23 protein-coding genes are annotated in these 20266 nt (G+C 65.6%); 1 reads left to right on the top strand and 22 read right to left on the bottom strand.

Going from position 1 to position 20266, the window contains the following annotated elements:
- Positions 1 to 10: 10 nt before the first annotated feature.
- The 9 genes from EV675_RS03260 to EV675_RS03300 form a co-directional block, all read right to left on the bottom strand.
- A complete protein-coding gene (locus tag EV675_RS03260) occupies positions 11 to 718 on the bottom strand; it encodes an ABC transporter ATP-binding protein (protein WP_130355978.1) in 708 nt (235 codons plus the stop codon).
- Positions 711 to 1475: an ABC transporter ATP-binding protein gene (locus tag EV675_RS03265; RefSeq protein WP_124691790.1), complete on the bottom strand. Its 765-nt coding sequence runs from the start codon at positions 1473 to 1475 to the stop codon at positions 711 to 713. Before EV675_RS03265 ends, EV675_RS03260 begins: the two co-directional genes overlap by 8 nt.
- A complete protein-coding gene (locus tag EV675_RS03270; RefSeq protein WP_130355979.1) occupies positions 1472 to 2488 on the bottom strand; it encodes a branched-chain amino acid ABC transporter permease in 1017 nt (338 codons plus the stop codon). The genes EV675_RS03265 and EV675_RS03270 overlap by 4 nt, the downstream gene beginning before the upstream one ends.
- Positions 2488 to 3348, bottom strand: coding sequence for a branched-chain amino acid ABC transporter permease (locus tag EV675_RS03275; protein WP_087838128.1), 861 nt, complete (start codon positions 3346 to 3348; stop codon positions 2488 to 2490). The genes EV675_RS03270 and EV675_RS03275 overlap by 1 nt, the downstream gene beginning before the upstream one ends.
- Positions 3349 to 3525: 177 nt before the next feature.
- Complete coding sequence (locus EV675_RS03280) at positions 3526 to 4701, bottom strand: ABC transporter substrate-binding protein (RefSeq protein ID WP_130355980.1); 1176 nt, start codon at positions 4699 to 4701, stop codon at positions 3526 to 3528.
- A gap of 136 nt (positions 4702 to 4837) precedes the next feature.
- Positions 4838 to 5620: a GntR family transcriptional regulator gene (locus EV675_RS03285; protein ID WP_124691794.1), complete on the bottom strand. Its 783-nt coding sequence runs from the start codon at positions 5618 to 5620 to the stop codon at positions 4838 to 4840.
- A 349-nt stretch (positions 5621 to 5969) separates the two neighbouring features.
- A complete protein-coding gene (locus tag EV675_RS03290; RefSeq protein ID WP_207221962.1) occupies positions 5970 to 7298 on the bottom strand; it encodes an ammonium transporter in 1329 nt (442 codons plus the stop codon).
- A gap of 24 nt (positions 7299 to 7322) precedes the next feature.
- Entirely contained in the window at positions 7323 to 7661 is a 339-nt protein-coding gene (glnK, locus tag EV675_RS03295; protein WP_087838131.1) for a P-II family nitrogen regulator, read from the bottom strand.
- A gap of 61 nt (positions 7662 to 7722) precedes the next feature.
- Positions 7723 to 8445, bottom strand: coding sequence for a TorF family putative porin (locus tag EV675_RS03300; protein WP_130355981.1), 723 nt, complete (start codon positions 8443 to 8445; stop codon positions 7723 to 7725).
- A gap of 286 nt (positions 8446 to 8731) precedes the next feature.
- On the opposite strand from EV675_RS03300, the gene EV675_RS03305 reads away from it, so the two are divergent.
- Positions 8732 to 8998 (top strand): accessory factor UbiK family protein, encoded by a 267-nt coding sequence (locus EV675_RS03305; protein ID WP_130355982.1) that lies wholly within the window; start codon positions 8732 to 8734, stop codon positions 8996 to 8998.
- A gap of 63 nt (positions 8999 to 9061) precedes the next feature.
- Here EV675_RS03305 and EV675_RS03310 read toward each other — a convergent pair whose 3' ends face one another.
- The 13 genes from EV675_RS03310 to EV675_RS03370 all read right to left on the bottom strand — a co-directional run bounded on the left by EV675_RS03310 (position 9062) and on the right by EV675_RS03370 (position 20155).
- Positions 9062 to 10027, bottom strand: coding sequence for a Bug family tripartite tricarboxylate transporter substrate binding protein (locus EV675_RS03310; protein ID WP_130355983.1), 966 nt, complete (start codon positions 10025 to 10027; stop codon positions 9062 to 9064).
- Positions 10024 to 10344 carry a YciI family protein gene (locus EV675_RS03315; protein WP_130355984.1) on the bottom strand — a complete coding sequence of 107 codons (321 nt, stop codon included), beginning with the start codon at positions 10342 to 10344 and terminating at the stop codon, positions 10024 to 10026. The genes EV675_RS03310 and EV675_RS03315 overlap by 4 nt, the downstream gene beginning before the upstream one ends.
- Positions 10345 to 10525: 181 nt before the next feature.
- Positions 10526 to 11470: a catechol 2,3-dioxygenase gene (locus EV675_RS03320; protein ID WP_130355985.1), complete on the bottom strand. Its 945-nt coding sequence runs from the start codon at positions 11468 to 11470 to the stop codon at positions 10526 to 10528.
- A gap of 36 nt (positions 11471 to 11506) precedes the next feature.
- The gene (locus EV675_RS03325) at positions 11507 to 12589 is read right to left on the bottom strand and encodes a porin (protein WP_130355986.1); all 1083 of its coding nucleotides are present in this window, start codon (positions 12587 to 12589) and stop codon (positions 11507 to 11509) included.
- A gap of 8 nt (positions 12590 to 12597) precedes the next feature.
- The gene (locus EV675_RS03330; RefSeq protein WP_130355987.1) at positions 12598 to 12963 is read right to left on the bottom strand and encodes a 2Fe-2S iron-sulfur cluster-binding protein; all 366 of its coding nucleotides are present in this window, start codon (positions 12961 to 12963) and stop codon (positions 12598 to 12600) included.
- A gap of 5 nt (positions 12964 to 12968) precedes the next feature.
- A complete protein-coding gene (locus EV675_RS03335; protein WP_130355988.1) occupies positions 12969 to 14036 on the bottom strand; it encodes an NADH:ubiquinone reductase (Na(+)-transporting) subunit F in 1068 nt (355 codons plus the stop codon).
- 18 nt (positions 14037 to 14054) lie between these two features.
- Complete coding sequence (locus tag EV675_RS03340) at positions 14055 to 14417, bottom strand: phenol hydroxylase subunit P4 (RefSeq protein WP_130355989.1); 363 nt, start codon at positions 14415 to 14417, stop codon at positions 14055 to 14057.
- 20 nt (positions 14418 to 14437) lie between these two features.
- Complete coding sequence (locus EV675_RS03345) at positions 14438 to 15970, bottom strand: aromatic/alkene/methane monooxygenase hydroxylase/oxygenase subunit alpha (protein ID WP_130355990.1); 1533 nt, start codon at positions 15968 to 15970, stop codon at positions 14438 to 14440.
- Between the two features lie 44 nt (positions 15971 to 16014).
- Positions 16015 to 16287, bottom strand: coding sequence for an MmoB/DmpM family protein (locus EV675_RS03350; protein WP_130355991.1), 273 nt, complete (start codon positions 16285 to 16287; stop codon positions 16015 to 16017).
- A 29-nt stretch (positions 16288 to 16316) separates the two neighbouring features.
- Positions 16317 to 17315, bottom strand: a complete 999-nt coding sequence (locus EV675_RS03355) for an aromatic/alkene monooxygenase hydroxylase subunit beta (protein ID WP_130355992.1) — start codon at positions 17313 to 17315, stop codon at positions 16317 to 16319.
- A gap of 36 nt (positions 17316 to 17351) precedes the next feature.
- Positions 17352 to 17609, bottom strand: coding sequence for a phenol hydroxylase subunit (locus EV675_RS03360; protein WP_130355993.1), 258 nt, complete (start codon positions 17607 to 17609; stop codon positions 17352 to 17354).
- 291 nt (positions 17610 to 17900) lie between these two features.
- Positions 17901 to 19106, bottom strand: a complete 1206-nt coding sequence (locus EV675_RS03365; RefSeq protein ID WP_165404407.1) for a Rieske 2Fe-2S domain-containing protein — start codon at positions 19104 to 19106, stop codon at positions 17901 to 17903.
- 53 nt (positions 19107 to 19159) lie between these two features.
- Positions 19160 to 20155, bottom strand: a complete 996-nt coding sequence (locus tag EV675_RS03370) for a Bug family tripartite tricarboxylate transporter substrate binding protein (protein WP_130355995.1) — start codon at positions 20153 to 20155, stop codon at positions 19160 to 19162.
- Between the last annotated feature and the right edge of the window lie 111 nt (positions 20156 to 20266).

Consider the following 20266-nt stretch of genomic DNA (forward strand, 5'->3'; position numbering starts at 1 on the left):
TCCGCCACGCCTAGTGCTTGGCCACGCCCAACAGCCCGTCCAGTGTCGCGCCATCGGCCAGCAAGGCCTGCGCGGTGCTGGCGTGCACCACGCTGCCGCGCTCCAGCACGATGGCGGTGTCGGTGATGCCGAGCGCCTTGCGGGCGTTCTGCTCGACCAGTATCACCGACATGCCTTCGTCGCGGATGATGCGCTGCAGGGCGCTCATCAGTTCCTGCACGATGATGGGCGCCAGGCCTTCCAGCGGCTCGTCCAGCAGCAACACGCGCGGGTTCAGCATCAGCGCGCGGCCGATGGCCAGCATCTGCTGCTCCCCGCCCGAGAGCTGGTTGCCCATGTTGGCCTTGCGTTCCAGCAGGCGCGGGAACATTTCGTAGATGCGCTTGAGGTTCCACGGTCCGGGCACGGCCACGGCGGTCAGGTTTTCCTCGACGGTCAGCGACTTGAAGATGTTGCGCTCCTGCGGCACCCAGCCGATGCCCGCCAGCGCACGCTGGTCCGGACGCAGCCCGGTGATGTCCCGGCCCCCCAGGTGCAGGCGGCCGGCGAAGCGCCGCGTGTGACCGACGATGGTATTGATCAGCGTGGTCTTGCCGGTACCGTTGCGGCCCAGCAAGGCCAGCGCCTGGCCTTCGCCCAGGCTCAGGTCTATGCCCATCAGCACCTTGGCTTCGCCGTAGCCGGCGACGATGCCTTCCAGCTTGAGCAGCTCAGTCATGGTAGCCCTCCACCACTTCCTCGCCCAGGTACACCGCCTTCACGCGCGGATCGCGGGCGATCTCGGCATTGGTGCCTTCGACGAACAGGCCGCCGTTGACCAGTACCGAAATGCGGTTGGCGAAGGAAAATACCAGGTCCATGTCGTGTTCGATCAGCAGGATGGTCACGTCCTCGGGCAAGGCGCCGACCGTGTTCAGGATCTCGCGGCGCTCGCCGTCGGGCACGCCGGCCACGGGCTCGTCCAGCAGCAGCACGCGGGGCTTGGCGGCCAGCGCCAGCGCGATCTCCAGCAGGCGCTGCTTGCCGTAAGGCAGCACCGCGGTCTTGCGGTCCTTCACGTCGAGCAGGTTGCATTGCTCCATCAGGGCCGCGCATTCGTCCATGATCTCGCCGCGCTTGCCCAGCGGGCGCAGACAGCGCCAGCCCTTGCCTTCGCGTTCGGAAATGGCCACCGCCAGCGATTCGGCGGGGGTCATCTCGGCGAACAACTGGTTGATCTGGAAGGTGCGCACCAGGCCGCGGCGCGCACGCGCATGTACCGGCAGGCGCGTGACGTCTTCGCCTTCCAGTTCGATGCGGCCGGAGGTGGAAGCCAGCACGCCGGTCAGCAGGTTGATCAGCGTGGTCTTGCCCGCGCCGTTGGGGCCGATCAGCGCCTGGCGGGCGCCGCGCTCGACCTTGATCGACACGTCGTTGGTGGCGACCAGGCCGCCGAAGCGCTTGGTCAGGTTGAAGGTCTGCAATACGGTGGTCATTGCTTGCCTCCCTGGCCACGGCGGAACCAGGTCCACGGACGCACCAGCTTGTCGTGGCCGACGACCACGATGACGACCAGCAGCAGGCCGATCCAGAATTGCCAGTACTGCGGCGTGATGCCCGACAGCCAGTCCTGCATGAACTTGAAGATGACGGCGCCGATGATGCCGCCGTACAGGTAGCCGGCGCCGCCGATCACCAGCATCAGCATCACGTCGGCCGAGCGATGGAAGGCCAGCACGTCCAGCGAGGCAAAGCCCGTGGTCTGCGCCAGCAGCGCGCCGGCCACGCCCGCATACGCCGCCGCCAGCGTGTAGACGGCGGCGCGGCGGCGGTTGACGGCCACGCCCATGGCCGCGGCGCGCAGCGGATTCTGGCGCACCACCTGCAGCGACATGCCGAACGGCGAATGCACGATGGCCCGGGCGATGAAGAACAGTATCGCCAGCACGATGACCGAGTAGGTATAGGCCGTGCGGCCGAACAGGTCGAACTCGAAGGTGCCGAACAACGGCACCATGGTCACGCCGGTCAGGCCATCCGCGCCGCCCGTCAGCCAGCCCATCTTGTTGGCGATCTCGTACAGGATCAGCGCGACGCCCAGCGTCACCATCAGGCGCGTCAGGTCGGAACCGCGCATCACCAGCACGCTGGTCACCAGCCCCAGCAGCGCGCTCAGGGCCGCCGAGATGGCCAGCCCCAGGATGGGGTCGATGCCGAAATGCTTGGCCAGCAGCGCCGCGCAATAGGCGCCCAGCCCGAAGAAGGCCGCGTGGCCCAGCGAGACGATGCCGGCGTAGCCCAGGATCAGGTCGAGCGAGACCGCGAACAACGCCAGGATGGCCAGTTCGTTCAGCAGCAGGAATCCCCTGGGCAGCACGAAGGCGGCGCCTATGGCGACCACCCAGAAGACGATTTCGAACCAGCGGATGCGGGACCAGCGCGCGCCCACGGCGCGCAGCGAATCAGGGGCCGCCGCGGCGGCGGCCTGGGATGCGATCGTGGCTTTCATTACTTACCCCCCGCCCGGGCGAACAGGCCTTGCGGGCGCCACATCAGCATGATGATCATGACGCAATAGATGATGAATGCCCCCACGGTGGGGATGTAGTACTTGCCGGCCACGTCGGCCACGCCCAGCAGCAGCGAGGCCACCAGCGGCCCCGTCAGGGAGGACGTGCCGCCCACGGCCACCACGATCAGGAAATAGATCATGTACTTGACCGGGAAGGTCGGGTCCAGGCCGAGCAGGTCAGCGCCCAGCGCGCCCCCCAGGCCCGCCAGGCCGGAGCCGAAGGCGAAGGTCGACAGGAACACCAGGTTGATGTTGATGCCCAGCCCGCTGGCCGCGCGCGGATCGTCCACCGAGGCGCGCAGGCGGCTGCCGAACCGGGTCTTGCTCAGGATCAGCTGCAGCCCGATCACCAGCGCCACGCAGATCACGATCACGAACAGCCGGTAGTGTCCGATGCCCACGCCGCCGATGACCGAACGGCCGCTCAGCCACTCCGGCAGGTGCAGCAGTTGTTGCTGCGAACCCATGAAGTAATCGACCATGGCCATGGCCATGAAGGTCAGGCCGATCGAGAACAGCACCTGGTTCAGGTGCGATTGCCCGTACACCCGCTTGTACAACGTGCGCTCCAGGATCGCCCCCATGACCGCCGACACGATGAAGGCCAGCGGCAGACACAAGAGGAAAGGCACGTTCAGGCGCTGCATGGCCAGTACGGTCACATAACCGCCCACCATCGCGAAGGCCCCGTGCGCCAGGTTGATGAAGTTCATCAACCCCAATGTCACGGACAGCCCGCAAGCCAGCACGAACAACAGCATCCCGTATGCAATGCCATCGAACAAGATAGTCAACATGAAGCCACCGCAATTCCAAACCGCGCTCAAGACACGGCAACACCCAAGACCCGCATGACGTCACTACAGAACGCCACCCCCGGCCAGCCCGGTAGTACCCCAGGGCACAGCGGATCCGGCTCCGCCGGTCCGCCAGTGCCGCCCCCCTGGGGGGGCTCGCGAAGCGCGTAGGGGGGGTTACTTAATCTTCGCTGGATCTTTGACCGCTTCGATTTTGTCGAAGGGGACGTTATAGAGGCCGCCGTTCACCCGTTCCACCTTGGTGATGTAGACGTTCTGCACCATCTCGCGCGTCTGCGGGTCCAGCATGACCGGGCCGCGCGGGCTGTCCCACTTCTGGCCCTTCATGGCGGCCAGCAGCTTGTCGCCGTTGGTGTCGCCCTTGGTGGCCTCGATGGCCTTGTAGATCAGGTGCATGCCGTCATAGCCGCCCACGCTGTGGAAGTTCGGACGCATGCCCTTGTTCGCCTTGGCGATGCCGGCCACGTAGGACTTGTTGGCCGGGTTGTCCAGCGCGGCCGAGTAGTGCATGGAGGTCACCACGCCCAGCGCCACGTTGCCCATGTCGTTCAACAGGTCGTCGTCCACCACGTCGCCGGTGCCGATCATCTTGATGCCGGCCTTGTCCAGGCCGCGCTCGGCGAACTGCTTCATCACCACCGAACCCATGCCCGAGGGCACGAACACGAACACGGCGTCCGGCTTGGCATCGCTCACGCGCTGCAGGAAGGGCGCGAAGTCGGGGTTGTTCACCGGCACGCGCAGTTCCTGCATCACCTCGCCGCCGTTGGCTGTGAAGACCTTCTTGAACGAATTCTGGGCATCGATGCCGGGGCCGTAGTCGGCGACCAGGGTCACGACCTTCTTGATGCCGTTCTTCGGTGCCCACTGGGCGATGCCCAGCGTGGCCTGCGGCAGCGTGAAGCCGGAACGCACGACATAGGGCGACTGTTCCGTGATCATCGCGGTGGCGGCGGCCATCACGACCATGGGGATCTTGGCCTGGGTGGCGATGGGCGTGGTCGACAGCGCCAGCGGCGTCAGGCCGAAGCCGGCCAGCACGGCGACGCGGTCATTGACCACCAGTTCCTGCGCCAGGCGCTTGGTGGTGTCGGCGACGTTGGCGTCGTCCTTGATGATCAGCTCGATCTTCTTGCCGGCCACGGTGGTGCCGTGTTCGGCCATGTACAGGCGGACGGCGGCCTCGATCTGGCGGCCGGTGGATGCGAACGGGCCCGTCATCGGCAGGATGAGGCCGACCTTGACCACGTTCTGCGCGTAGGCGGGCACGGCGGCCGTGCCCGCCAGCATCAGCGCGGCTGCGATCTTGAGCAGATTGCGTTTGTTGTTCATGGTGTCTCCTTGCTTTACTCACCAGATGGGACAACGAGGGAAATCAGAGGCCAGGGGCCGCCGAAAAACGCGGCATAGCGTATCAGCTTGTAAACGGCAAAAGTGACGCTTGCGGGTAATCCGCAGGCGCAAAACGTTATCGCGGTATGCGTCTGCGTATCAGTCGGGCTCCCGGAATCTGCGAGAACATGTCCTGGTTGCGCAGCACCGACTGCATGTTGCGAAAGGCGATGCGCGCATGTTCGCGCATGATGGCCTCGGCACGCGCGCCTTCGCGGTTCTCGATGGCGGCCAGCACCATCCAGTGCTGGTCCTGCGCGACGATCAGGCTCAGCCAGGCTTCCTCGTCGTCGGCCTGGGCCTGCAGAAAGCCGTTGGGCGAGGCGAACGGCAGGTTGGTCGCGCGCGCGATCTGGCGCTCCAGAACCGAACTGCCCGGCAGGTAGTGCAACATCTGATGGAAGCGGCGATTCAGTTCGATGTAGCTGGACAGGTCGGCGACGCCCTTGTCGCGGCCCGTCAGGATGCGGTCGATCTCGGTCAGGCAGTCGCGCATCGCGTCCAGGTCGGCGGCCGACACGCCGCGCTCGGCGGCCATGCGCGCGGCCAATCCTTCCAGCGTGCCGCGCACCTCGATGGAATCGCGTATCTCGGATTCGGTGAAGGCCTTGACCGCATAGCCGCCGGAAGGAATCACCTCCAGCAGGCCTTCGTCTTCCAGCCTGGCCATCGCCGCGCGGATGGGCGTGCGCGAGATGCCCAGGCGCTCGGCCACGCTGGGTTCGGACAGGCGCGCCCCGGGCGTCAGTTCGCCCGACAGGATCAGCTCGCGCAGGCCCAGTTCGGCCGCCGTCGTCTGCGCGCCGCCCGACTTGGCCTTGCCCTCGGCCCGGTCGCGCGCGGAAGCCCGCTCAGTCATGCAGGCCTCGCAGCGAAGAGGGGGAACGCGGACAGGAAGTCCGGACAGGCAAGGCGCCGATGGCGCCCGGAATACGGCAGGGGGTAGTCATGTCTCCGTTACAGCTCTTTACCGCTTTGCTGGATACAGACTGTATACAGATATTCCGACCGATAACAAGAACTTTGTACCAGGCCTAGGGAAAACGCCAAGCCCCGTATACAACCCCTGAAAAAAAGCGGCGCCCAATTCTGGACGCCGCTCCTGCAAGAACCCACCCGATGTTGCCAGGATGCGGTGGATCCGGCTTTGACGGTCCACCCGCATCGCCCCCTGGGTGGCGCGCATCAGCGCGTAGGGGGGAACTTATCTACGAGTGGTATGCGCTTTCCCCGTGCGTCGTGATGTCCAGGCCTTCGCGCTCTTCCTCTTCGGTCACGCGCAGTCCCAGCAGCGCATCGGCGATCTTGTAGGCGATCAATGCGACGATGGTGGTCCAGACGATGGTGATCACCACGGCCTCGAGCTGTATCCACAGCTGGCCGAGGATGGTCATGCCGTCCACGCCCGGCCCGCCCAGCACCTTCGCGTTGAAGATGCCGGTCAGCAGCGCGCCGACGATACCGCCCACGCCATGCACGCCGAACACGTCCAGCGAGTCGTCCACCTTCAGCATGCGCTTCAGGCCGGTCACGCCCCAGACGCAGATCACGCCCGCGGCCAGGCCGATCACCAGCGCGCCCACCGGACCGACCACGCCGGCCGCCGGGGTCACGCCCACCAGGCCCGCCACCGCGCCGGACGCGCCGCCCAGCATCGAGGGATGGCCACGCACGGCCCATTCCGTGAAGACCCACGCCAGCACCGCGGCGGCCGTGGCGATCAGCGTGTTCATGAAGGCCAGCGAGGCAACGTTGTTGGCAGCCAGCGCCGAACCCGCGTTGAAGCCGAACCAGCCCACCCACAGCAGCGAAGCGCCGATCATCGTCATGGGCAGGTTGTGCGGCGACAGGGCTTCCTTGCCGAAGCCGATGCGCTTGCCGATCACGTAGGCGCCGATCAGGCCCGCCACGCCGGCGTTGATGTGCACCACCGTGCCACCCGCGAAATCCAGTGCGCCGCGCTCGAACAGGAAGCCCTTGACCTCGCCGCCGAACCACACCATGTGCGCGATGGGGATGTAGGCGAAGGTGAACCACAGCACCATGAACAGCAGGATGGCCGAGAAGCGCGCACGTTCGGCGAAGGCGCCCACGATCAGCGCGCAGGTGATGCCGGCGAACGTGGCCTGGAAGGCCGCGAAGCTGAGTTCGGGCACGGTACCCGACAGCGGGAAGGTCCCCGTCTCGGCATCGAACAGACCCTTCAGGAACAGGCGATCAAGCCCGCCGAAGAAGGCATTGCCCTCGGTGAAGGCCAGCGAATAGCCGTAGATGAACCACAGCACGACGATCAGCGAGAACGTGACCAGGACCTGCATCAGGACCGACAACATGTTCTTGCTGCGCACCAGGCCGCCGTAGAACAGCGCCAGGCCGGGCACCACCATCAGCAGCACCAGGATGGTGGACGTGCTGAGCCAGGCCAGATCGGCCCCGACCAGCGTGGGGGCGGCATCCTCCGCCAGCGCGGGCGCGGCGAACAGTGCCAGCGCCAGCGCCAGTCCCGCCCCAAGGGCTTTCATCGATGAAGCATGCATTGTTTTCATTTTTGAATCGTCCTATCAGAGGGCGTCCTTGCCGGTTTCCCCGGTACGAATCCGGATGACCTGTTCCAGCGGGAATACGAATATCTTGCCATCGCCGATCTTGCCGGTGCGGGCCGAGGTCTCGATGGCCTCGATCGCGCGGTCCACCAGATCGTCCGCCAGGGCGATCTCGATCTTGACCTTGGGCAGGAAATCGACGACGTACTCGGCGCCGCGATACAGCTCGGTATGGCCCTTCTGGCGGCCGAAGCCCTTGATCTCGGTAACGGTGATGCCCTGGACCCCGATGCCGGAGAGGGCTTCTCGTACCTCGTCAAGCTTGAAAGGCTTGATGATTGCAGTGATGAGTTTCATGACGAACCCCACATGGTGATGAATCGAAATTGACCAGCGCGGCCCGGCGGCCGCCCCGGGATCAGAACGCCTTGCTCAGGCCAAGCACCGCGCCGAAGCGGCCGGCGTTCTTGCCCTTGTTGGTGATGACCCAGTCCTTCTTGCTGGTGGTCACCAGCGAAAGCCCCAGGATCCAGCCGTTCAGATCCTTGGTCACGCCGGCCTTGTAGTCGACGTAGTGGTCCAGGCCGGTCGCGTCGTTCTTCAGCTTCTGGTAGCCGACGTGGGCGTTCGCGCCCCAGCCGTCACCCAGGTCGAAGGCGGCGCCCAGGTCCAGGTAATAGTTGTTCTTGCTGTTCGGCGTGCCGAAGAAATCGGTCATGCCGTGCGAGTACTTCAGCGTGAACGGGCCCCAGCCCACCGCGCCGTACAGTTCGAAGTTGTCGATCGTGCTGCCGTTCAGCTTGGAACCGGGGTAGTAGTAATACAGGCCGCCCACGTCGAAGGCGAAATCCTCGTACTTGAACTTGTAGCCGCCGTAGAAATCCATTTCCAGGTTGCCGCCGCTGAACAGCTCGCTGGCGACGTTGGAGTTCCAGTTGCCCAGGTAGAAGCCGGACTTGTGGGCGAAATCGAAGCCGCCCTGCATGGCCGGCTTGAGGTTGGTCTGGCTGAAGCCGCGGAACCGGTAGTCGCTGAACAGGCCGGCGTTGCCCGTGAAGGTGAAGTCGGGCTCCGGGTCGGCGGCGTAGGCGGTCGAGGTGGCGCACAGGGCCAGGGCGGTCGCAAGCAGGGTCTTTTTCATCTGTCGTTCCAGGGCGGGTTGTCAGCCAGGCGGTCCAGTGCGTGGGTGGCGCAACTGGCGTGGTCACGGGGTTTCGCGGTCAGGCGGACCCCGGTTGGTTGTTACTGAGCATTTCCCGTGCCAGCTTGCTTTCCCCATGAAACGCACCACCGTCGCCCGTCGGACGACCCAATTTGGTGCATGGCGGCGTGCACGCCGCGGGCGGCCGCACCATCTGATGGCACGCGCGTCTACGGCGGGGCGGGACTACACTGGAGGCCGGCAGCCGACTTAAAGGACAGACATCATGATCAATCGCACCGACTGGTTCGAAGACCTGCAGAAGAACATCTCCGACCTGATCGCCCGCAGCCCGGCGGCCGACATCGAGCGCAACGTCAAGGGATTCCTGGGCCAGACCTTCACCAGGCTGGACCTCATCACCCGCGAGGAATTCGACATCCAGACCGAGTTGCTGGCGCGCACGCGGGCCAAGGTGGATGCGCTGGAAGCGCAGGTGCAGGCGTTGGAGGCGCGGGTGATCGCGCTGGAGGGGAAATCGTCGCAGGGATGAGCCTCGTGCCCGGTTTCGCGCATGATCGCGGGCGCGGAGGACACACCGGCCCCCTTCTTTCTTTTACTTGTCGATGCGCACCGTACCCGCCGCGAACAGCTTCTTCCAGCGCGCATCTTCGCCACGCAGATAGCGTTCAAAGGCGGCCCCATCCATGTCATCGGGCTGCCCGCCCAGCCGCAGCAGGGCCTCGACCGCCTCGTCGCGCTTGATCGCCTGGCGCACCGCGCCGGCCAGCCGCTCGACCACCGGCGCCGGCGTACCCTTGGGCGCGGCCAGGCCGAACCAGGAGGTCAGGTCGTACTCCGGCACCCCCGCCTCCACCATGGTCGGCACTTCGGGCGCGCCCGGCGAGCGCACCGCCGTGGTGACCGCCAGCGCGCGCAGCTTGCCCGCCTGGATGTTGGGCAGCGCGCTGATCAGGCTGTCGAACATGAAGGCCAGCGTGCCGGTCTGCATGTCCACCTGCGCCTGCGCGGTGCCCTTGTAGGGCACGTGCGTCACCTTGATTCCCGCCAGACCGCCGAACAGCTCGCCCGCCAGGTGGCTGGCCGAACCTATGCCCGCCGAGCCGTAGTTCAACTGCCCCGGCCGCGAGCGCGCGTACGCCACCAGCTCGGGCACCGTCTTCACCGGCAGCGAGGGATGCACGACCAGCACGTTACCCACGCCCGTGATGCGGGTGACGGGAGCGAAGTCGTTCACCAGGTTGTAGTTGGCCTCGGCCGGGTTGATGATGGGATTGAGCACGTCGGCGAAGGCACACAGCAGCAGGGTGTGGCCGTCGGCCGGCGCGCCCTTGACCGCCCGGGTCGCCAGCGCGCCGCCGGCGCCGGGACGGTTTTCGACCACGACCTGCTGGCCCAGGCTGTCGCTCAGCAGGCGCGCGACCAGGCGCGCGCACGTGTCCGCCGGGCCGCCCGCGGCGAAGCCCACGAGAATGCGGATCGGCTTGTCGGGAAAGGCCGCCAGCGCGGGCAGGCCGAGCGTGGCCAGCGAAGCGAGGCCGAAGGCGCGGCGGGTGATCATGACGATGACTCCTGGCCCAAGAAGTGGGTGTTGACGCGGCGCACGACCATGCGGCGATAGATGCCGGCCTGCGCGTACGGGTCCGCGTCGGCCCAGGCCCGGGCCTCGTCCATCGAATCGAAAGCGGCCACCAGCAGGCTGCCGCAGTAGCCGCCCTGGCCCGCGTCCGAATCCCGCAAAGGACCCGACACGATCACGCGGCCCTGGGCGGCCAGTTCGGCGCGGCGGCGGATGTGGGCGTCGCGCAGGGGCGCACGCAGCGCCTCGCTGTGGTCCACGTCCTCGGCGTACATCAGATAGAGTGCGCGGCCGGTCATGGGAGCCGGGCCGCGGGGCAGGGGGTTCTGGGCATGGGCAGGCAAAGTCCGAAAAATGGAACATCCGTTTTGAACAGTGGACGAATGTTATTCGGACTCTGAAAAAAATTGATCGTCTTTGGTCCGATATATGGACCAAAGACGATCAGGCAAACCCGAACCCCGCTGACCCCGCGGCGGCTCAGGTGAATACGCTCAGGAATTTCTCGTTCAGCTTGCGGTCGTGGTAGAAGATGCCCGTGCCGAGCTGGTCATCGGTCCAGGTGATCACAGGCTTGTCGGGGTACCACGTGTACCCGCCCGAGAACACCTCGTTGCGGTTGCCGCTGGGATCGAAGAAGTACACCGTCTCGCCCCGCGTGATGCCATGCCGCGTCGGGCCGATGTCCAGCGACACCCGGCGCTTGGAGATGATGTCCGCCGCCTTCAGCACCTCGCCCCAGTTGTCCAGCAGGAAGGACACGTGGTGCAGCTTGTTCTTGACCGGCTGGCGGATGAAGGCCACGTCGTGCGCCTTGTTGGCGCAGCTCAGGAAAGCGCCGATCATCAGCTTGCCGTCGTCGGCCACGACCTGCTCCGACAGGCCGAAGCCCAGCACTTCGGTGAACAGCTTGTAGGTGCCGTCCAGGTCATCGCCATACAGCAGGCAATGGTCGAAGGAACGCGGGGCCATGCCCTTCAGGTCGTCGGGCCACGGGTCCGGATTCCGATAGCCGGTGGCGCAGCCGGTCGCTTCGCGATAGGCATACAGTTCCATCACGTGCCCCGTGGGGATGGTGAAGCGGAAACGCTTGCCGGTCTTGGGATGTTCGCCGGCATCGATCCAGCTCATCTCGGTCGCCAGCCCGCTGGCCTTTACGTCGGCCGACAGCTTCTCCAGCGTCGCGTCAGAATCGACTTTCCAGCCCATGTAGTCCATGCCGGATTCGTCGGCCTCACGCAGCACGACGCTGTGGTGGTCCGATTCGTCCCAGCCCTTCAGGAACACGCGCGGACTGCCGTCGGCGGCCTTGTCGCGCATGACCTCGGTCAGGCCGATGGTGTCCACGTAATGCCGCACCGCCGGCTCGAGTTCGAGCACGCGTATGCAGACGTGCCCGGGACGCAGCACTCCGGTTATTGCCATGTGAGTCTCCTTGGGGTGTGCAAAAGATGGTCGGGGTCAGAACATGTGGCGCATGCCCACGCGCACCAGCGTCTGGGTCTTGCCGTCGGACGGTCCGTTCATGCCGGCGATCCAGGCGGTGGCGCCGGGCGCGCCGCCCGCGCGCTGGTAGACCAGGGCCGCGTAGGCGTCGGTGCGCTTGGACAGGGCGTAGCCCAGCGTGGCGCTGGCCTGGTGGGCGTGTACCTTGTTCAGGGTGGCATTGGCCCACTGGTACTGGTAGTCCAGCAGCAGCGTGGTGCTGGCCGCCACCGGCAGGGTCGTGCCGACCTGCGCCACCTGGACCGAACCGCCGGTGAAGGTGTTGCGCGTGTTGGTATACAGCGCGTTCAGCACGGCGCCGCCGAGCTGGTAGCGGCCGCCCAGGCCCCAGGTGCGGATGCCGTCGTTGCCGTTGTTGATGGCCGCGTTGCGGGCATCGGTAATGGCGGCCGTCAGTGCGAAGGGGCCGCGCGCGTAGGACAGGCCGGCGCTGTAGGTCCGGCCCTGCCCCATGCTGCCCGGCTGTTCGCCGAAGCCGTACAACGCGCCGAAGGTCAGGCCGCCGTAGTTGGCGCTGGTGAACTTGACCGAGTTGTCGACCCGCTTGGCGCCGGCCACGCCGTCGAAGTCCATCGCCCCACCCGGCATGCCGGGCACGCCCAGTCCGCCGAAGGGCCCCAGGCGCAGGTTGTACAGGCCGATCATCGGGAAGGATGGCCCGTAGCGCCCCGGCCCCAGCATGTCGAAGCTGAAGTCGTACTGCTTGCCCAGGGTCAGCGTGCCCCAGGACTGCGAACTCAGGCCCACGTAGGCCTGACGGCCGAACAGCGGCCCCACGCTGGCGCCGTTGTCGGCGGCGAACTGGCCTTCCAGCGTGAACACCGCCTTCATGTCGTTGCCCAGCGCCTCGCTGCCGCGCAGGCCGAACAGGTTGGGCGACAACAGGCCCGTGTCCATGGACCAGGAACCTTTGCCGCCGTAGTTGGACAGGTAGTTCACGCCGGCATCGATGATGCCGTACAGCGTGGTCGTGGTCTGCGCCACCGCCGGGGTGGCGCAGGTCAGGGCCAGGGGAAGCAGGAGTCTCGCGCTTTTCATCGTTATGGTCACTCGTCGGAGGTTGAAATGGGACGCCCCTCCTCCAGGACGTCCCGGGAAAAGTGCCGGGTCACGCAGCGGCGCATCCGGTCCAGCGCCTGGACCTCGATGTCGCCGCGCGGCATGACGCGGCAGGCCAGCACCACGCCTGCCGCCTCTTCCTCGGCGCTGACGCAGCCGCGGCTCATCTTCAAGGCCAGGTAGGCGCCGCGCACGACGCGGCTCTTGCAGACGCCGCAGCCGCCGCCGCGGCAGCCCACCGGGATCCCTCTGCGGCCCAGGGCTTCCATCCCGGCCAGGAGAGTCTGCGACGGCGCGCAGCGATACCGCTCGCCGGTATCCAGGATGTGGACCTCGTGGGTGTCGGCATCCATGGAACTCAGATCGCCTTGAACAAGGGACTGCGGCGGCCTTCCTGCGCCTGCGCCGCGGTCAGGAATTTCTCGACGTGGATGTCGCGCTCGAACAGCCGGCCCTGCATCAGCGTGCCGATGCAGGCCTCGATCATGGGCGGCGGTCCGCACAGATAGGCCTTGTGGCCGCGAAAATCCGCGCGCCCGTCCTGCCCCGCGTACAGCCGCGCCAGCACCTCGTGCACGAAACCGGTCTCGCACCGCCCTTGCCCGTCGTGCGCGTCGGACAGCGCCGGCACGTAGCGGAAGTTGGCGTGCCGCGCGGCCAGTTCCTCGAACCAGTCCGAGCAGTACAGCTCGCCCGCATGGCGTGCGCCGTGCACCAGCGTGATGGGCTGCTCGCAGCCCTCGGCCAGCAGTTCGGCGATCATGGACTTGGGGCTGGACAGCCCCGATCCGCCGGCCAGGAAAATCATCGGCACCCGCGCCGACTTGCGCACGTAGAAGCGCCCGAACGGAGCCGACAGCGGCAGGCATTCGCCCTCGCGCAGGTGCTCGTGGATGTAGCCCGTGGCCGCGCCGCCCTCGACCTTGCGTACGTGCAGCTCCACCACGTTCTCACCCGGCGCGTTGGCCAGCGAGAACGCGCGCCGGCCTTCCACGCCCGGCACCGCCAGGTTGGCGTACTGCCCCGCCTGGAAGCGCACCGGCCGGTCGGTGCGCAGCCACACGCCCTTGATGGTGGGCGTCAGGTCGCGCAGCGCCACCACCTCGCCCACATAGTCCTCCAGCGGCAGGTATTGCGCGTCGGGCTCTTCGTCGACGTCGGCCTCGATCATCAGGTCGGCCTCGGGCATGGCGCAGCAGGCCAGGCAATGCCCTTCGTCCCGCTCGAAATCCATCAGGGCGAAGCTGCTGGACGCGCCGTGGTCCACCTCGCCTTCCTGCACGTGCACCTTGCAGGTGCCGCACAGGCCGTGGCCGCAGGCATGCGGCAGCCAGATGCCGCTGCGCAGGCAGGCGTCCAGCACAGTCTGGCCCGGCTCGATGTCTATGGTCTGGCCCAGCGGCTCGATGGTGAGTTGGTAACTCATGTGCTGCTCCCACGTATCCTACGAATGGCTGCCGCCTATGCCGTCCAGGCCCGGCGTGCGCAGGCGTATCGCCGACTTGTGCGCGAGGCCGTTGTCGGCCAGGCTCTTGCCGGGGTCCGGCCGCCACGGCTGTCCGCCGTGTTCCCACTGCGCCGCCGACCAGTCGATGCGGGCGAAATCGGGATGGGCGCCGTAGATGCCGGGCAGCACCTCGTCCACCAGGGCGGCGAAGGGCATGTCCGGCGGCACCGGCAGACACACCGGCGAGCAGAACATCATGTGGCCGTCCCAGTTGATGTACAGCAGCCGGTTGCCGCCGAACTTGTCCTCGGTATCCTGGACGGGACCGGCATAGCCGGGTTCGAGCGCGATGACAGGCATGTTCGTCTCCTAGAGTTTGCTTACGCGACCTGCTTTTCCGGCGTGTCGCCACCAGTCCAGCGGTCCCAGTTGCGGCGGTCGGCCGAGGTGTCGAAATCGCCGTTGTCCTCGCCCGCCTTCAGGTGGTACCAGTCCAGCACCTCGGGCACCGTGGCGCCGCCGCAATTGCCCTGGAAGATCTGGTGCACCGGCAGCCAGGCCTGCACGTACTTCTCGGGCTCGCCCTCGAACACGTCCTTGCAGCCGTCCGAGCAGAAGTGGTACTTCATGCCGTGATAGGTGGTCTCGCGCATGCAGATGCGCGTCGGGTCGTCCGGCTCGGTGAAAGCCATGGGGATCTGGCAGATCTGGCACAGCATGGGCAGCGCGTTGTTGTAGAAGCGCTTGCCGTCCCGCGCCTGCCGGTCCCAGTGCTCCAGGCGCGGGCGATACAGGCGGTCGAAGCTGGCCGGATACTTCTCCGACAGCCAGGCCATCTCGTCCGGCCGCGGAATCCACGTGTGGATCGCCGCCGCGTGCGTGTAGTTGTAGAAAATGCCCCAGGCCTGGTGCGAGATGTGATCCTTCTCCTTGCGCGCCTGCTCGTGATACTTCGGCATGCGGATGCCGTAGCGGGCCAGGTCCTGGAACAGCGCGCCGCCGTTCTTCTCGAAATAGATCTCCCAGGCCTCGGACCACGACATCACCCGCTTGGGCAGCATGTAGTCCATCATCATCGCCACCAGCGTCAACAGCCGATAGCCGCGCCAGAACCACTTGTCTATCCACTTCTGCACGATGGGCAGATTGTCCGGATCCTGTTCCAGCAGGAACTTCACGATCTCCAGCCCCAGCGTCATGTGGCGCGACTCGTCGCTCTGCGCCGAGAAGCCGAAGGTGACCGTGGCCATGTCGCCGTTGAACGCCGCGCCGCTCATGAACGGCATGAACAGCAGATTCGTCAGCACGTACTCGAACGAGAACGAGATCGCCGTCACGAACTCGAACGGCCCCGCCGACATCGCATCGTCGAAATACGACTTCGGCACCGACAGGTACCAGACCCGGTCATGCATGTGCTTGAAGTCATGCAGGCCGTTGAAATACTTGTTGTAGTGGCTGATCGTGTGGATCTGCGTCTGCGAATGCCGCAGCTCGTCGATCGACTGCATCTGGCTCGCGATGCGCGCCCCCACCCCGCGGAAATTGCGCCCCGCCATCGCATAGCCCCGGTGCGCCGCGTACTCCAGCGGGCTCACCCCTTGCAGGAACAGCTTGATCGCGTTGATGTAGCGCGCGTCGGTCACGTTGAACTGGCCGTTGTTCTGCGCGAAGGCATCGATGATCGCGTACAGCTTGCGCTCCTTCTCGCCCTGGAACTTCCAGTACGCGTCCATCGTCAGGCGGAAAGGATCTTCCCACTTGTCCCAGTCGTGCACCTTGATGCCCTCGAACTTGTCGTAGGGGAACACCTTGTCCATCGGCTGATAGCTGGTTTCCCAGCCCAGGTCGCGGGTCAGGAGCGCGTAGCGCTCCTTCAGGCCCAGCTTGCGCGCGGGCGTCGATGTGGTCATGTGCGTCTCCGTATTTGCTTGATGGGGAATGGCGTTTGCCGGCCTCAGCGGTGCCAGGCCAGCGTGAACTCGTCGTCCGTCTCGTCGATGTTTCCCGACAGCGAGATCAGGTTCACGTGCAGCTCCTGCAGATCCCAGTCGCGGCCCAGGCGCTCCTCCACCGAGGCGCGCCGGACCACCAGCGAATCCGGCGCGTCGATCTTCACCATGGCCGGAAAATCCTGGCGCTGCGCGCGCGGGTTGTCTTGCAGGATCGCGTCGATGATGCTGCGGGTATCGTCATTGGCCTGGAAGGCGATGAATACGTTCTGGGACATGGCGGTTCCTTGCTTGATGGGGGTTCGGGTCAAACGGCGATCTGGCACTTCGCGGCGCGCTGGCGCAGCGCCGACGCCGCCTCGTCCAGCTGCGCGGCGGCGCGGTCGCCGAAGGCAACCGCTGCCCACGGCGCCAGCGCCTCCTTGCCGCGCGCAAGCCAGTCCTTCAACCACGTCGACAGCAAGGCCGCGTTCTCCGGCGATTCCTCGGCCGCCGTCTTCAGGCAGGCGTCCACCCAGCGCAGGTTCTCGCCATGCCAGTCGCGCATGAACTCCACGCTCATCCCGAAACCATTGCCCGTGGCCGCCGACAGCTCCCGCTCCAGCGCCTGGAACACCAGCGGATAGACCAGCCCGTCCAGCGCGAAGTCTTGCGCCACGAACACCTCGAACCAGTCCTTCGTCACGAACAGGTTCTCCATCTCGCGCCGCAGCCCCTGCCACTCCGGCGAGCCCAGCCAATGCTGCTTCGCCCGCGCCAGCGACGCCCCCTGATTGCCGTCCAGCAGCAGCCCGATACGGCTCAGGTACTGCGCCAGCCCCAGCCGGTCCATGCTCTGGTACTGCGCTGCCTGCGTGATCGCCGCGCCATAGCCATAGGCCGTCACATAACAGTTGTTCATGTTCGCGCCCCACTCGTAGTGGCGCAGCGGCAGCACCAGTTCCTCGATGCGCTGCCGCGCCTCGCCCGGCGCCTCGCGCAGCAGGCCGCGCTTGTCCACGAACTCCAGCGCGCTTTCCTGCGCCTCCTGCTGCCGCGCGCGGGCCTGCGTGTACGTGCCGTAGTAGTAATGACGCGGATCCTTGAACGCGTACCAGTCCCGCATCGCCACCGCCGTGCGGCGCGTGTCGTACAGCTCGAACTCCGGCTGCCACAACGGCCGGTAGTGGAAATTCACCTCCGGCTGCAGGTCATAGGTCGCCTCCTGATAGCGCGACGCCGGCTTGTCCGCGCCGAAACGGCGCGCGATGTGGGAAAACGTCTGGCGAATCGGACGGATGTCGGAAGTCTTGATATCGACTTGCATGGCTGGGTCTCGTCGGAAGGGGAAAAAGGGAAGGCGCTACTCGGCCACGCCGGGCGAGCCGTAGCGCCACTTCATGCGCTCCAGGTCCAGGCGGGCCGCTTCCTCCGCGCCCACCATCCGCACGCGGTTGCGGCGGCAGAACTCCTGGAATTGGGGAAACTCCAGCACCAGCTCCACGGCCAGTTCCGGATCGCCTATCGAGAACTCGAACTCGACGTAGCGGCTTTCCAGCAGACCCAGGACGCGGACATAGCGGGAGGGATGCGGTGGCGTGCCGGCGGCGGTTGCATCCATGGGCGTGTCTCCATGGGGCGTGATGCCCTCGTTGATTTCATGACTTGGCGCAGCGGGGGCTGCGGTGGTGCCATGAGAAGTGCAACGGGCGTGCCAGCGGGGGCAAGTGGTTGATTTGGCGGGGGATTTTTCTGCGCGAGACCAGAGGTGCGGGATTTCCTGGATGCGGAAAAGGGGAAATGCTGCGGTGCAGCTTTATGAAATGGTGAAAGAGGACGGACTTGATCCAGCCACGGAACCACCGCACGCGGAAGCCGCGCGCGTCCGGCGCGGGAACCTCCGCGCCCGAACTTACACGCCTACAGGTTTCCGCACCCCCGTTCCCTCGTGCCGCAGTACCGCCTCGACCACTTCCGCATCGGGCCTTTCACCCATGGGCTCCCAGTTTTTCACGGGCCGCCCTTCCTTGAGCGCACGCAGCTCTCTCAGCCATATTTGCCGGAGCAGCATGACTCCCTTGTCCGTACGCGACAAGTGATCCTGCGACCGGTCGACCAGCCTGCCCTGGCCCACCTGGGCGATGTAGTCTTCCAGAGTAACCAGATTGGGATGATTCAGCGCATCGGCAAGATAGAGCTCGCCGGCCACGATGCGCTCTCCGTATTCCTTTACCGGCATCGCCTGGCGTTCGGCCAGGTAATCGGCGTAATGCCGGCGGTACTCCGGCAGTTCATCCTCGCTGATGCGCACCTCTTGCGTGACGAACACCAGGTGATTCTCGTCGTCCGTCGGCACGTGGATGATGTAGGTGTCGCGCCATGCCGGACCGGCTTGCCGGTACGCCAGCGCATTGTGCGTGGGCACCGGCAAGCGTATCGCAGCGGGCAGCATCAGCACGGAGGTGGACGGCAGCCCCGTGTCGCGCACGCTTCGCATGATCACGCCATAGGCGGTCTCCTCGAACGAGATGCGGGCGGGATCGACGGGTATGTGCAGCCCTCCGGTGCGATGCGTCCACGCAGCGTGATAGAGATCCCAATCGTTCTCGTAGCTCTGGAAGAAATTGCAGCCCAGTTCCTGGACGCGGGTCTCGACCACGCCATGCCCGGCAAAGTCGGGATAAGGAAAATCCGGCGGATCCCCTTCCCCGAAATAGGCAAAGATGAGCCCCAACCGCTCCATCGTCGGATAACCCGCGATCCGCATACTGGCGGCAAAAGCCGCGGAGTTGGCCGGAATCTCGACGCACTGCCCCACGTGGTCGAACCGCCAGCCGTGATAGCGACAGCGTATCGTCTCGCCCTCCACCCACCCTACCGACAATTGCGTCCCTCTGTGCGGGCAACGTTGCCCGACCACATAGGGCTGGCCGCTTTCCCCCCGATACAGGGTGAACGACTCGCCGAGTATCTGGATCGGTCGGGCCCGCTCCCTGGGTAGATCCTCGCTCCGGCTGACAGGCTGCCAGAAACGGCGCATGTATCGGCCCCCGAGCGTGCCGGGGCCCGTCAAACAGTAGTCGAGATGGGTAAGCGAAGAACCATCGGTGCTATTCATCTGTAACTCCATTCGGGTTGCGCGAAAGAGCCGGATCAAGCCGGGACGCGGAACTACTCCGGCTTGATATCGGCCGCCTTCAGCAGTTGGTCGAACTGCGATTGCTGATCGTTCAGGAACCGTTTGAAATCGCCGGCGGCGCCGCCCGCCACATCGGAGAGGCTGAACTGGGAGAAAATCCGGGCGGACACAGCGGGATCCGCGTAGGCGCCCCTGGCCAACGCGGCGTTGATCTTCTCGACGATCGCAGGCGGGGTTCCGCGCGGCGCGAACAGCGCAAGCCACTGCATCACGCTGGGCATGCCTTCTTCCGCAAAAGTCGGAATGTCGGGCAGCGACGGCATGCGCTGCGCAGTATTGACGGCAAGCAGCTTGACCTTCCCGCTGTTCATGTAAGGCAAGCCGGCGAGTATGGAATACGTCGTGCTCTGCACCTCTCCCGATACCAACGCCTGCCATGCCTGGGTGACCGACTTATAGGAGATGACATTGAACGTCGCGCCGGCGGTATGCCGAAAGAATTCGCCATACAGGTAGGGCGTGCTCATCCTGCCCCAGCTTCCCAATGTGATCTCTTCCGGTCTGCTTCGGACGCGAGCGAGCAATTCTTTCATGTTGCCCGCATCGAGCTTGGGCTGGGACCAAAAGCCGGCAGGGATGTATGCGAGCAGCATGACGGGCTCGAGATCGCTCGGCCGATAGGAAAGATTCGCCTTCATCTTCGGCAGGAGCGCCCAGTTGAAGAGATCCAGCATGCATAGCGTGTGTCCATCCGCAGCGGCTCGGGCACAGGCCTCCCCCGCCAGCAGTCCTTCCGCGCCCGGTTTGTTCTCGACCACCGCGGGCCGCGCCAGCTCTTTCGACAGGACCTCCGCAATGCTGCGTAGAAGCTGATCCGCGGAGCCGCCGGGCGAATTGGCGGTCAAGAGGCGGATCGGCCTCGAGGGGTAGGCGTCCGTGCCGTCGGCAGCCAAGACCGATGCGCATGGGGAAATCAGAACCGCGGCGACGGCCCCTGCCGCAAACCTCCGATGGCATGATGCATTCATCACTGTCTCCTCGCCTTGTATGAATGGCGTCTGGTCGCGCCATCGATCACACGAGGAACCCAGCGTATCAGTCAGGAAAGAGGGGACAAAGAAGCAAAACGGCTTTGTTCA

This window comes from Pigmentiphaga kullae, assembly GCF_004216695.1.
Taxonomy (GTDB): Bacteria; Pseudomonadota; Gammaproteobacteria; order Burkholderiales; family Burkholderiaceae_B; genus Pigmentiphaga; species Pigmentiphaga kullae.

Coding starts and splice junctions, on each gene's coding strand:
- EV675_RS03265 (WP_124691790.1), bottom strand. CDS start 1,475: ATGACCACCGTATTGCAGACCTTCAACCTGACCAAGCGCTTCGGCGGC.
- EV675_RS03285 (WP_124691794.1), bottom strand. CDS start 5,620: ATGACTGAGCGGGCTTCCGCGCGCGACCGGGCCGAGGGCAAGGCCAAG.
- EV675_RS03270 (WP_130355979.1), bottom strand. CDS start 2,488: ATGAAAGCCACGATCGCATCCCAGGCCGCCGCCGCGGCGGCCCCTGAT.
- EV675_RS03325 (WP_130355986.1), bottom strand. CDS start 12,589: ATGAAAAGCGCGAGACTCCTGCTTCCCCTGGCCCTGACCTGCGCCACC.
- EV675_RS03370 (WP_130355995.1), bottom strand. CDS start 20,155: ATGAATGCATCATGCCATCGGAGGTTTGCGGCAGGGGCCGTCGCCGCG.
- EV675_RS03305 (WP_130355982.1), top strand. CDS start 8,732: ATGATCAATCGCACCGACTGGTTCGAAGACCTGCAGAAGAACATCTCC.
- EV675_RS03350 (WP_130355991.1), bottom strand. CDS start 16,287: ATGTCCCAGAACGTATTCATCGCCTTCCAGGCCAATGACGATACCCGC.
- EV675_RS03320 (WP_130355985.1), bottom strand. CDS start 11,470: ATGGCAATAACCGGAGTGCTGCGTCCCGGGCACGTCTGCATACGCGTG.
- EV675_RS03315 (WP_130355984.1), bottom strand. CDS start 10,344: ATGACCGGCCGCGCACTCTATCTGATGTACGCCGAGGACGTGGACCAC.
- EV675_RS03330 (WP_130355987.1), bottom strand. CDS start 12,963: ATGGATGCCGACACCCACGAGGTCCACATCCTGGATACCGGCGAGCGG.
- EV675_RS03365 (WP_165404407.1), bottom strand. CDS start 19,106: ATGAATAGCACCGATGGTTCTTCGCTTACCCATCTCGACTACTGTTTG.
- EV675_RS03360 (WP_130355993.1), bottom strand. CDS start 17,609: ATGGATGCAACCGCCGCCGGCACGCCACCGCATCCCTCCCGCTATGTC.
- EV675_RS03310 (WP_130355983.1), bottom strand. CDS start 10,027: ATGATCACCCGCCGCGCCTTCGGCCTCGCTTCGCTGGCCACGCTCGGC.
- EV675_RS03340 (WP_130355989.1), bottom strand. CDS start 14,417: ATGCCTGTCATCGCGCTCGAACCCGGCTATGCCGGTCCCGTCCAGGAT.
- EV675_RS03290 (WP_207221962.1), bottom strand. CDS start 7,298: ATGCATGCTTCATCGATGAAAGCCCTTGGGGCGGGACTGGCGCTGGCG.
- EV675_RS03275 (WP_087838128.1), bottom strand. CDS start 3,348: ATGTTGACTATCTTGTTCGATGGCATTGCATACGGGATGCTGTTGTTC.
- EV675_RS03260 (WP_130355978.1), bottom strand. CDS start 718: ATGACTGAGCTGCTCAAGCTGGAAGGCATCGTCGCCGGCTACGGCGAA.
- EV675_RS03300 (WP_130355981.1), bottom strand. CDS start 8,445: ATGAAAAAGACCCTGCTTGCGACCGCCCTGGCCCTGTGCGCCACCTCG.
- glnK (WP_087838131.1), bottom strand. CDS start 7,661: ATGAAACTCATCACTGCAATCATCAAGCCTTTCAAGCTTGACGAGGTA.
- EV675_RS03280 (WP_130355980.1), bottom strand. CDS start 4,701: ATGAACAACAAACGCAATCTGCTCAAGATCGCAGCCGCGCTGATGCTG.
- EV675_RS03335 (WP_130355988.1), bottom strand. CDS start 14,036: ATGAGTTACCAACTCACCATCGAGCCGCTGGGCCAGACCATAGACATC.
- EV675_RS03345 (WP_130355990.1), bottom strand. CDS start 15,970: ATGACCACATCGACGCCCGCGCGCAAGCTGGGCCTGAAGGAGCGCTAC.
- EV675_RS03355 (WP_130355992.1), bottom strand. CDS start 17,315: ATGCAAGTCGATATCAAGACTTCCGACATCCGTCCGATTCGCCAGACG.